General features: G+C 42.7%; 16 protein-coding genes. All 16 read left to right on the plus strand.

Going from position 1 to position 10,998, the window contains the following annotated elements; all coding sequences use genetic code 11:
- The first annotated feature begins 1 nt into the window (after window position 1).
- Window positions 2–694: a methionine ABC transporter permease gene (locus tag O3644_RS01255; RefSeq protein WP_005591809.1), complete on the plus strand. Its 693-nt coding sequence runs from the start codon at window positions 2–4 to the stop codon at window positions 692–694.
- A 257-nt stretch (window positions 695–951) separates the two neighbouring features.
- Window positions 952–1,545 carry an MptD family putative ECF transporter S component gene (locus O3644_RS01260; protein ID WP_371594861.1) on the plus strand — a complete coding sequence of 198 codons (594 nt, stop codon included), beginning with the start codon at window positions 952–954 and terminating at the stop codon, window positions 1,543–1,545.
- Between the two features lie 225 nt (window positions 1,546–1,770).
- The gene (locus O3644_RS01265; RefSeq protein WP_062005582.1) at window positions 1,771–2,616 is read left to right on the plus strand and encodes an S-adenosyl-l-methionine hydroxide adenosyltransferase family protein; all 846 of its coding nucleotides are present in this window, start codon (window positions 1,771–1,773) and stop codon (window positions 2,614–2,616) included.
- 11 nt (window positions 2,617–2,627) lie between these two features.
- Window positions 2,628–3,191: an ECF-type riboflavin transporter substrate-binding protein gene (locus O3644_RS01270; protein ID WP_371594862.1), complete on the plus strand. Its 564-nt coding sequence runs from the start codon at window positions 2,628–2,630 to the stop codon at window positions 3,189–3,191.
- A gap of 135 nt (window positions 3,192–3,326) precedes the next feature.
- Window positions 3,327–3,527, plus strand: a complete 201-nt coding sequence (locus tag O3644_RS01275) for a potassium transporter (protein WP_371594863.1) — start codon at window positions 3,327–3,329, stop codon at window positions 3,525–3,527.
- Complete coding sequence (locus tag O3644_RS01280; protein WP_005591814.1) at window positions 3,511–3,708, plus strand: helix-turn-helix transcriptional regulator; 198 nt, start codon at window positions 3,511–3,513, stop codon at window positions 3,706–3,708. The genes O3644_RS01275 and O3644_RS01280 overlap by 17 nt, the downstream gene beginning before the upstream one ends.
- 19 nt (window positions 3,709–3,727) lie before the next feature.
- On the plus strand, window positions 3,728–4,222 hold the full coding sequence (locus O3644_RS01285; protein ID WP_371594864.1) for a DUF6773 family protein: 495 nt from the start codon (window positions 3,728–3,730) through the stop codon (window positions 4,220–4,222).
- 44 nt (window positions 4,223–4,266) lie between these two features.
- Window positions 4,267–4,743: a DUF6773 family protein gene (locus O3644_RS01290; protein WP_371594865.1), complete on the plus strand. Its 477-nt coding sequence runs from the start codon at window positions 4,267–4,269 to the stop codon at window positions 4,741–4,743.
- A complete protein-coding gene (locus O3644_RS01295) occupies window positions 4,740–5,417 on the plus strand; it encodes a lysostaphin resistance A-like protein (protein WP_371594866.1) in 678 nt (225 codons plus the stop codon). Before O3644_RS01290 ends, O3644_RS01295 begins: the two co-directional genes overlap by 4 nt.
- Before the next feature lie 9 nt (window positions 5,418–5,426).
- On the plus strand, window positions 5,427–5,918 hold the full coding sequence (locus tag O3644_RS01300; RefSeq protein WP_371594867.1) for a DUF6773 family protein: 492 nt from the start codon (window positions 5,427–5,429) through the stop codon (window positions 5,916–5,918).
- A gap of 136 nt (window positions 5,919–6,054) precedes the next feature.
- Window positions 6,055–7,041: a rhodanese-related sulfurtransferase gene (locus tag O3644_RS01305; RefSeq protein ID WP_371594868.1), complete on the plus strand. Its 987-nt coding sequence runs from the start codon at window positions 6,055–6,057 to the stop codon at window positions 7,039–7,041.
- A 157-nt stretch (window positions 7,042–7,198) separates the two neighbouring features.
- On the plus strand, window positions 7,199–8,002 hold the full coding sequence (locus tag O3644_RS01310; protein WP_371594869.1) for a helix-turn-helix transcriptional regulator: 804 nt from the start codon (window positions 7,199–7,201) through the stop codon (window positions 8,000–8,002).
- Between the two features lie 56 nt (window positions 8,003–8,058).
- Window positions 8,059–8,472, plus strand: coding sequence for a VOC family protein (locus O3644_RS01315; RefSeq protein ID WP_125401348.1), 414 nt, complete (start codon window positions 8,059–8,061; stop codon window positions 8,470–8,472).
- Window positions 8,473–8,481: 9 nt separating this feature from the next.
- Window positions 8,482–8,844, plus strand: a complete 363-nt coding sequence (locus tag O3644_RS01320; RefSeq protein ID WP_371594870.1) for a TfoX/Sxy family protein — start codon at window positions 8,482–8,484, stop codon at window positions 8,842–8,844.
- A gap of 614 nt (window positions 8,845–9,458) precedes the next feature.
- A complete protein-coding gene (locus tag O3644_RS01325; protein WP_371594871.1) occupies window positions 9,459–10,220 on the plus strand; it encodes a nucleoside phosphorylase in 762 nt (253 codons plus the stop codon).
- 6 nt (window positions 10,221–10,226) lie between these two features.
- Window positions 10,227–10,998, plus strand: a 772-nt coding sequence (locus O3644_RS01330; protein WP_371594872.1) for a DUF3744 domain-containing protein, incomplete at its 3' end; no start/stop codon positions are given.

Raw genomic sequence — 10,998 nt, forward strand, 5'->3', positions numbered from 1 at the left:
ATTGATAGACTTGATTAAAACATTTTTGCCCAATGTCTATAAGATGGGCTGGGCTGGTCAGGCTGGCTGGGGAACAGCGATTTATTTGACCCTTTATATGACAATTATTTCCTTCCTGATCGGTGGGATTCTAGGCTTGATCGCTGGACTTTTCCTAGTATTGACAGCGCCAGGCGGTATTTTAGAAAATAAAACAGCCTTTTTCATCTTGGATAAGGTCACATCCATCTTTCGGGCAATTCCCTTTATCATTCTCCTAGCCTTGATCAATCCCTTCACACGGATGATTGTGGGAACAGGGATTGGTCCAACAGCAGCTTTGGTGCCATTATCTTTGGCAGTCTTTCCTTTCTTTGCTCGTCAGGTGCAGGTGGTTCTATCAGAATTAGACCGCGGTGTGATTGAAGCAGCGCAGGCGGTTGGAGCTAACTCATGGGATATCATCGGTGTTTACCTGCGTGAAGGCTTACCAGACTTGATTCGGGTGACAACAGTGACCCTAATCTCGCTAGTTGGTGAAACGGCTATGGCGGGAGCGATCGGTGCAGGCGGCCTTGGGAACGTAGCGATTGCCTACGGTTATCAACGTTTCAACCAAGACGTGACCATTTTAGCGACTGTTTTGCTCTTGCTTCTTATCTTCTTTATCCAGTTTCTGGGAGATTTCCTAACTAGAAAGATCAGTCATCGCTAGACAAGGCTTCCATTTGGAAGTCTTTTTGTCAGCTTAGTTGGAATTCGCCTATGCTGAGGGAGGTTACGTTACTGAGCAGCCAGCTTTCCTAAAAAGCAGGCATCTTAATAGTGTGAATAGCCTCATACAAACCTTGATAACATCGTCTTTTGCGGGAGGATTACAAGGCGTGAGGCCTACATTTTCCATACTTTTCGAGAATGATAGCAATAATAGTTTTATGAAGTTTTAACTTCACAATTAGAAAGGATTCAATAATGACATCGTTAACACTGAAAGAGTTGAAATGGACGGGAGCCTTTGCTCTGCTCTACTTTCTCTGTGTCGGAATAGGAGTACTAGTAGGGCACTTTTTTGACAATGCTGGCAATATGCTCTATGCTCCAGTATTTGCTGCAGTTTTTGGCGGAAGCGTTTATATGTTGCTGCAAAGTAAGATTAAAAAATTTGGAGCGATCAGCTTAGTAGGCCTAATAATGGGAGGCTTTTTCCTCCTGTCTGGTCATTTTATGATTGCTGGTCTGCCGGGCTTGGTGTTCGGTCTCTTGGCGGACACGATTGCAGGCTTGGGCAAATACGAAAATAAATTTTTGAATCTGCTTTCCTTTGTTTGTTTCTCTTTTGTTAATTCAGGCCCTATTATCCTCATGTGGCTAGCGCGGCGAGCTTATATTGATAGCTTGGTGGCGCGTGGCAAGACAGCAGAATACATCAATCGGATTTTGTTGCCGTTGGATTTCCCGACCATTGCTAGTTTTATCGTGATGGTAGTGGCAGGTGCTTTAATCGGTGGCCTGCTGGGCCAATATCTGGTAAAAAAGCGCAGTTCAAAAGCTGCCTCTCAGTCATAAAAAGTCAAGCCAGATGAAAGTTGCTGGATTTTCCTATTCTAGCTTGCTCAAGGAATTGTTCTGGCATAAGTTTGATCCAGAAAAAAAACTAGCTTGCATGCTATATCTTTGAGAAATAGACGGTTATAAAAAAATTCTATGCCTCCAGCTCTAGCGAAAAGAGCCTAATTTTGGTAAGATTAGAAGACTTGGAGAATATCAGGCTCAAGGCCTGGGAGGAATAAGATGAACAACATATTAGTGCTGCAGTCAGACTTCGGTCTGGTAGATGGAGCAGTGTCAGCTATGATCGGAGTAGCTTTGGAGGAATCACCAACGCTGAAAATCCATCATTTGACCCACGACATCACCCCTTACAATATTTTTGAAGGTAGTTATCGTCTCTTTCAGACGGTAGATTATTGGCCTGAGGGAACGACTTTTGTTTCAGTCGTGGATCCGGGAGTGGGTTCCAAGCGGAAAAGTGTAGTTGCTAAGACCAGTAAAAATCAATATATCGTGACACCTGATAATGGTACTCTGTCCTTTATCAAAAAGCATGTCGGTATTGTAGCTATTCGTGAGATTTCAGAAGTGGAAAATCGCCGCAAGAATACCGAGCATTCTTATACCTTCCACGGGCGAGATGTCTATGCCTATACAGGTGCCAAGCTAGCCAGTGGCCATATCAGTTTTGAGGAAGTTGGCCCAGAGCTGAGTGTCGAAGAAATTGTCGAAATCCCTGTTGTGGAGACGAGACTAGCGGATAATTTGGTTAGTGGGGCTATTGACATTCTGGATGTTCGCTTTGGTTCCCTTTGGACTTCGATTACGCGCGAGGAGTTCTGCACCTTGGAGCCAAGCTTTGGCGACCGATTCGAAGTCACTATTTACAACAATGATATGTTGGTTTATCAAAACCAAGTGACCTATGGTAAGTCCTTTGCGGATGTTCGTATCGGTCAGCCAATTTTATACATCAATTCCCTCTATCGGGTAGGCTTGGCTATTAACCAAGGTTCCTTTGCCAAGGCTTATAATGTTGGTGTCGGTGCTCAATGGCATATTGAGATTAAACGTATAGAAAACTAAAGGAGAACATTATGAAAAAGAAATTGTTAGATACAAAGTTTACTATTAAAGAAGTTGTTGCAACGGGGATTGGAGCTGCACTTTTTGTAGTTATCGGAATGATTAGCATTCCAACACCTGTTCCAAATACCAGTATTCAGCTGCAATATGCGGTTCAGGCCCTCTTTAGTGTCGTTTTCGGCCCCTTTGTTGGCTTGCTGATGGGCTTGATTGGTCACGTTATCAAAGATGCTATGGCTGGCTACGGTCTCTGGTGGTCATGGATTATCGCTAGTGCCTTCTTTGGTTTCATTCTTGGTTTGTTTAAAAATCGCATCCGTGCAGCAGAAGGTGTTTTTGAAGTGAAGGACATCGTCAACTTCAATATCTTCCAGCTTTTGGCCAATGCTTTTGTCTGGCTCTTGGTCGCTCCGATTGGAGACATTTTGATTTATAGCGAGCCGGTCAATAAGGTCTTTGTACAAGGCTTTGTGGCAACTCTGTCCAATGGAGTAACAGTTGCCATAGCAGGAACCTTGCTCTTACTAGCCTACGCCCGTACTCAGACTCGCTCAGGCAGCCTTAAGAAAGATTAATCAAACTAGATAATTACAAGATTGGGAAAGTCCCAATCTTTTTTTGCACAAAATAAAAAACAAAATGTAATTTATATATTGCATTATTTAAAATATATTGTATAATGGATTTATGAAGACGAAAGGAGCGCAAATATGAATAAGAAAGGGAATAATCTGCTTACACTACTTATCTATCTTGTATCGGCGATAGCTCTACTAGTTGTTGGCACGATTCAGAAAAATCAAACCTTTATCATACTTGCTTTTAGTAATGTCGCCCTTTGCTGCACTTTCTATGCCGTAGGTGGGCAAAAGAATGACGATAAGGATGGTGGCCATGGCAAAAAATCTTAGGTTAAAAATGGCAAGGGCTGAGCATGACATGACCCAAGGAGACTTGGCTGATGCTATTGGTGTGACTCGTCAGACCATTGGCCTGATTGAGGCAGGCAAGTACAATCCCAGTCTCAGTCTATGCTTGGCCATTTGCAAATGCCTCAATAAAACGCTGGATCAGTTGTTTTGGGAAGAATAGTAGGAAAGTGAGAAAGAAAATGAAGGACAAACCACAAAAAGTCTATACAGACGAGCGGACTTTACAACTTGAGCGAAAATTAGGAAATGAAGTTGCATTTTTTGCGATCATCTTGCTCCTTATCTCTATTTTTATCAAAATCATGATTTGGCATGTGCCAGTAGAAGGCTACTTATCGGAAATTCTAGTTATTTTGGGTATGGAAATCTATGCTGGAATTCGTAGCTGGCAGTTGGGACTTGATATCAGACGCGACAAGCCATCTATTGGGCATAGGAGTTTCAGAAGTCGTTTGGCTAACGGAGCTATCTTAGCGATTGTAATCATAGCTGTTCAGATGTGGAGTGGGAATTCAGCTCTTCGACCATTCTTTCGCCATCATCCAATCTTACAATTTATTTTTATTGTAGCTTTGATAACTGCCTTTTCTAGTATATTTGATCAGTTGGTCGATTATTTTTATCAGAAGAGACAGGTTTTATTGGACCAAGAACTAGAAAATGATGAGAATTAGAATCAATGAATCTTTAACTTATAAATAAGAAAGTGAGTAAAAAAATGAAGAAGCAGCCTGTTATAAAAGATGAACGAACAGAAAAATTAGACGGCAAAGTTGCGGGAGAGTTAGTACTAGGAATGTTCCTCTTCTTGGCTATCTCTGTATTTTTCAAAGCCTATGTCCTCCATCTAAGCTTGTTGGCCTATCTGCCAGAGGGTATTCTACTTACCCTAGTAGGTCTATATGCCTTGCTTCGTCGCGTAAGCCTAGGCGTTGATGTTCGCGATATGGTGAGAGAGGAAAAATGGCCAGAGCGATTTGGCGGTGGAGTCGTCTTTGCTCTCATTGTTATAGGCATTGATTTCTTTGGTCAGCGAGAAAGTCTGGCAAGCATGTTCAGCATTTTGTATCTGCTCAAGCTGGCTCTTGCAATGATACTGTTTATGCTTGGAAGCTTGACCATGGACAAGATCAGTCTTTATCTAAACAGTAAACGTCAGGCAAAGCTAGATCAGGAATTGGAGGATGAGGAATGACTTGGTGGAAACGATTGATCTGGGTTGGCTGTGCTTTCTTAGCTTTGGGCTTGTATGTCCTTCCTATGCTATTTCAGCAGGTAGCAATCATTTATCAATTTCCTAAACAATGGACCATTGGTCTTGGGCTTTTGCTGATAATCTTCATTTTACTGGTCTTTGTCGTGGCAGCAAAGAAAACTGGCATCCTATCTCCATCTGGAAAAATTTTTCAAAAAGGAGACGGGAAGCGAATTGCTCTAGGTCTCTTAGGCATGTTGCTCATATCTGTCCTTGGGACGGTATTACTCCGTTGGCTGCATGGAGAAGCGACAACGGCTAATCAGGCCTCTTTGATGGAGGAGTTCCGAAGAGGAAATACGATGTTGTTGGCCATCATGCTTGGAGTTTTAGCGCCTATCGCAGAAGAAATTATTTTCCGTGGCATCATTCCTCTCAAAATCTTTAAAGGCTATGAAAGCTGGGGTTATATCATAGGCGGACTACTCTTTGCGATTTTTCATGGCCCAACCAATATTATGTCTTTTGTGATTTATGGTGGAGCCTCTGTGATTTTGACCTTGCTGGCTTATCGAACTCGGCGCTTGGAAGTCAGTATCGCAGTTCACATGATAAATAACGGACTTCCTGCCATTCTTATGTTATTAATTACTATTTTTGGAGTAGAAGTATAGGAGCTTGAAATGAAAATGAAACTTATTAAACGTCAAATCTTAGACGAACGCGAAGAGCAGATTGTCAACAAGGCTGGTATGGAGAGTTTCAGTCTCATGCTATGTGGCAGTTTAGCTTTATATATGGGTTCTGTCGCTATGAATGGGGGAGTCGTTCATTATCAGCCCTTCTTGCTTCTGATTCTCATCACCAGCTTTTATTTTATGTGTCGAGCTCAGTATCTGGGGGCTAATTATTACAATAGTTTCAGTCTGACTATCTGGGGTGTCCTGGCTGCGACAGGCTTTTTGATCCTTTTGATTGCCTGCCAGAATTTCCAGCTCAATCATACTATTTATCATAATAGTATTTTTCACCCCATGTTTCTTTTGGTCATTTTGGTTACATTTTGCATTCATCTTCCCTTGATGCTGCTGGTCAATATTCTCTTGGAGAGTCTCAGCAAGTGGCAGAAGAAGCGCTTTGAGAAGTATTTGGAAGAATTGGAGAAAGAGGGCTAACCTGCTTTTCTGCGTAGAGATTCCAGCTCTGCTATTTTCCAAACAAATTTTTTGCCCAGTTTTTTCAATCAGGTTATAATAAATAGATGAATTAAAAAATTCAGAAAATTTATAGAGAAATGAGAGTTGAAATCTTATGGCAAAAGATATTCGCGTATTACTTTACTACAAATATGTTCCGATTGAGAATGCTGAGAAATTTGCAGCTGATCATCTGGCCTTCTGTAAATCTATCGGTCTTAAAGGCCGTATCCTGGTGGCAGATGAAGGAATCAATGGAACGGTTTCTGGTGATTATGAAACCACTCAAAAATACATGGATTATGTGCACAGCCTTCCGGGCATGGAAGACCTTTGGTTCAAGATTGACGAAGAAAACGAGCAAGCTTTCAAGAAAATGTTTGTTCGCTACAAGAAAGAAATCGTGCACTTGGGCTTGGAAGACAATGATTTTGACAATGACATCAACCCGCTGGAGACGACAGGAGCTTACCTGTCACCTAAGGAATTTAAGGAAGCACTCTTGGATGAAGATACAGTTGTCCTCGACACTCGTAACGACTATGAGTACGACCTAGGACATTTCCGTGGAGCTATCCGTCCAGACATCCGCAACTTCCGCGAATTGCCGCAATGGGTTCGCGATAACAAAGAGAAGTTCATGGACAAGCGCGTGGTTGTTTACTGTACTGGTGGTGTTCGCTGTGAGAAATTCTCAGGCTGGATGGTTCGTGAAGGCTACAAGGATGTCGGTCAGCTTCATGGCGGTATCGCGACTTACGGCAAGGATCCAGAAGTTCAAGGTGAGCTGTGGGACGGCAAGATGTATGTCTTTGATGAGCGTATCTCCGTTGATATCAACCATGTTGATCCAGTTGTGATTGGAAAAGACTGGTTTGACGGTACTCCTTGCGAGCGCTATGTCAACTGTGGCAATCCAGGGTGTAACCGCCGCATCCTGACTTCAGAAGAAAACGAAGACAAGTACCTCCGTGGCTGTTCTCACGAATGCCGCGTTCACCCTCGCAACCGTTATGTGACTGAAAACGGCCTGAGCCAGGCAGAAGTGATGGAGCGTTTGGCTGCGATTGGGGAAAGCTTGGAAACACTGGTAGCTCAGTAATTTAATCGTGAAGATAAAAAACTTTAGATGTTTCAAGTGTCTAAAGTTTTTTCATTATTTATTTGCAGCTTAGCTTTTCTTTATTCAGGTTTCGATGTTTTGGCCTTTCTTTTTGATGTGATATAATGGGCTTAATAAATGGGAAAGGAGCAAGTCTATGTCTAAAGCTATCATGGAAGAAGTGGCAGCGTATCTGCGTCAGTATGCAGATGAAGAGCTGAGTCTGACCGATTTGGCTCAGTATTTCCACTATAGCCCTTCCCATCTATCCAGAACTTTCAAGAAAAAGATGGGCTTTTCTATCAAGCAATATATGGAAGCTCTTAAGATGGAAAAAGGGATTCAGGAGATTGTGGAAGGTCGGCAAAATGTGACGGATACCTCTATGGAAGCTGGTTATGATAGCCTAGGCAGCTTCTCCAATACGTTTAAGCGGCATACTGGACTTTCGCCTAAAAAATACTATCAGGAATCAACCAAGGCTTATGATTTCATGGTCAAACAGCTGGATGAGAAGGGAGCTTTCTTGCATCAGGATCCCGACTGGAAAAGTGGCAATCGATTGACTGTGACGCTATCTTATCCTGAGGGGTATGAACCACGTATTAGTTGTGTCGGGCTTTTTAAAACTCGCATACCCAAAGAAGAGCCGGTTATCGGAGTAGCACTGAGTCAGGAGAGCCGGTTTATTTTTGAAAATGTACCGGATGGTCACTACTATCTTTTGGCCTGTGAATTGCTGGAGGATTTATGCCTAACTAAAAACTATGTCTTGAAGCATAACTTTCGCTGGGGCAGCGATGAGCCTCTCACTTTTTCAGGCGATAGCATCTATCAGGAGGAAATCAGCATGCGCAGGCCCTTGCCCAGCGATCCACCTATTACAGTTAATCTTCCAGTTTTAATCATGCGTTCCCTAGCCAAACAAGCGCAATTGAGAATAAGAAAATTTTTATCTTAATTGATAAACTGATACTAGAGATTTATTCTCAGATATAAAAAATTGGAGGAACAATAATGAAATTAGACGTATTTTTAAGTTTTAATGGTCAGGCCGAAGAAGCTTTTCGTTTTTATGCAGATCTTTTTCAGACAGAGATAAAGGGACTTGTACGAGCCAGTGAGATGATGGATCCAGCAAACCTTCCTGCAGAAAAACGGGATAAGCTTGCCTGGATTGCTTTAGATACAGAAAACTTGACCCTGAATGGTGAGGATGTAGGTGTTTTTAATGACCTATCTATTCCTAGCAATCATCAGCCTAATCAATGGTTGGTTCTGAGCCCAGATAGTAGAGAAGAAGCCAATGAGCTTTTTGCCAAGCTTGCTGAAGGTGGACAAATTCTCTATCCTTTAGAGGAACAAGCTTTCGCAGAGTTTTATGGCCGCTTGATTGACCGTTTTGGTATCGGCTGGGATGTGATGAAATGAGGTAGAAGGATGGCTTATAGTGAATCCTTAGCCCAGCAAGTCCGTGCTATTTTAGCTACTGAACTTTCTCCTCATGTTTTTGAAGAAGAGGTAGAAGAGAAGAAGATGTTTGGTGGTTTGGCTTTTATGGTCCGAGGCAAGATGACTGTTACAGTGAGTTCAGAAAGAGGTCAAGAGCTTGTCATGGTACGCATAGGTAAGGAAATGGAAAAGCAGGTCCTGCCTAAAAATGGTGCCAGTGTGACGTTAATGAAGGGCAGGCTTTATCATGGCTATATTGATTTAGATGCCGAAGGACAAAAAGAACTGTCTTACTGGATCAAGCTAGCCTTGTCCTACAATCAGGAGCTGACGCAACATGATAAAAAGTAAGAATTGCTCAGAATGAGTTTTGCTTTCTTAGAAATTCAAATATATTCTCAGAAGCTGTATTGATGAAGCTTTCAGTCGGAAAGACTCTTCATGGATACAGTTTTTTCGTATTTTGTTGCACGGATTTTATACCAATGCCAGAGTTCGTTTTGTAGAAGGAGCATGTTTTAGAAGTATGGTAGCAAAGGTGGTTTATAACCTCACTGAGTTTGGATTTTAATTCTTTAGAACAGAAGTACTCAGCGTATATACATGTTGGTTTAGATAGAAATACTAGATAATTAAGCACCTACAAACTTTTCTGAAAAATTCTAGATGTGCACCGTAATTATTGGAATTCAGAAATTCAATTTTTTGAAACATGAAGACATTATTTCTAAGGTGCTTGGTGGAAATCAGAGATTATGATTTAATAGTCAATATGATGAATATCTCTTTTTTGTTTTGAAATGCGCTTGAGCCTGTCCCTGCTATAGAGTCTGCCTATATCCTTGGCTAGCTAGAAAATATGCAGGCGATAGTCAGTAGATAGCCTTTTTATGATACAATAGTAGGATAGAGTCAGTGGACGTTAACTGGCTATTTTATGCTAAAGAAAGGGACAAAACAAGTCGATGATTCTTGAAGAGTTTGATCAAAACCGTAAGGCCATCATCAATCCAGAGGATTTGATAGAGCCTATTGAAGGCTTTCCGCAGACGGCAGTGTCCTGCTTTGCTCGGGAGACCTTTGCCCGAATGTTGGCGGATTTTGACCATGAGTTGATTACGACGACGTCTATGGCTAACATTGAAATTCCTATTTATCGGGTCTTTGCGGATAGGCAGGAGCTAGCTCTTTTCAATGCACCAGTTGGAGCTTCTGCTTGTGTGGCTATTCTGGAGGATTTGATTGCTTTTGGTATGAGAAAGCTGGCTCTCTTTGGGACTTGTGGTGTGCTGGACGAGGATATCAAAGAAACATCCGTCATTATTCCGACAGCAGCTTTGCGTGATGAGGGGACTAGCTATCATTACCAGCCGGCTAGTTCGGAGATAGCAGTCAATGTCGGCTTGCAGGATTTTCTGGTAAATTTCCTTGAGCGGCGAGGGATTTCTCATAGCTTGGGAAAGGTTTGGACGACCGATGGTATTTTCCGAGAAACTGCGGACAAGCTACGCAGGCGAAAAGAGGCGGGAGCTATCTGTGTGGACATGGAGTGCTCGGCTGTAGCGGCTTTGGCGGCCTTTCGTGACATTCAAGTTTGCCAGTTCTTTTATGCGGCGGATCATCTGTCTGAGGAGGCTTGGGACATGCGCAATCTGGCTAATCACGCGGATTTAGACGAGAAAGACAAGGTGGCCAATCTGGCGATTCAGATCGCTCTGGCCTTATAGAAAAACATGAAAAAACCAATTATTCAATTTGAAGATTTTAGTTTTCAATATCAGGCTCAGTCGGAGCCAACTTTGAAGCATATCAATCTGACTATTTATGAAGGGGAAAAGGTACTGCTGATTGGGCCGTCTGGCTCTGGTAAGTCAACCTTGGGTCAGTGTCTCAACGGCATTATTCCCAATATTTACAAGGGTCAGGCCAGTGGGCAACTCTTGATTAAGGGGCAGCCAGCCTTTGATAGCAGTATTTATGACAAGTCAAATCTTGTAAGCACGGTCTTGCAAGACACAGATGGTCAGTTTATCGGGCTCAGTGTGGCAGAGGATTTGGCCTTTGCCTTAGAAAATGATATGGTGGACTTACCCTTGATGCGGGAGAAAGTCCTGCGTTGGGCGAAACAGTTAGATCTGCAACAGCTTTTGGACAATCGTCCTCAAGACTTGTCTGGCGGACAGAAGCAGCGGGTCAGTCTGGCGGGTGTCTTGATTGATGAGAGTCCAATTTTGCTGTTTGATGAGCCTTTGGCCAATCTCGATCCCAAGTCTGGTCAGGACACGATTGACTTAATTGATCAGATTCATAGAGAAGCAGCGACCACGACCATCATCATCGAACATCGCTTGGAAGACGTTCTTTATCGACCTGTTGACCGAGTTGTCCTCGTCAATGATGGGGAGATTCTCTTTAACGGTGCGCCGGATGATCTGCTCAAGACGGACCTCTTAGCAGAAAATGGGATCCGAGAACCCCTCTATATCACAGCCCTGCGGCAGCTTG

It is taken from the genome of Streptococcus sp. 27098_8_113, from assembly GCF_041432545.1.
Lineage (GTDB): Bacteria > Bacillota > Bacilli > Lactobacillales > Streptococcaceae > Streptococcus.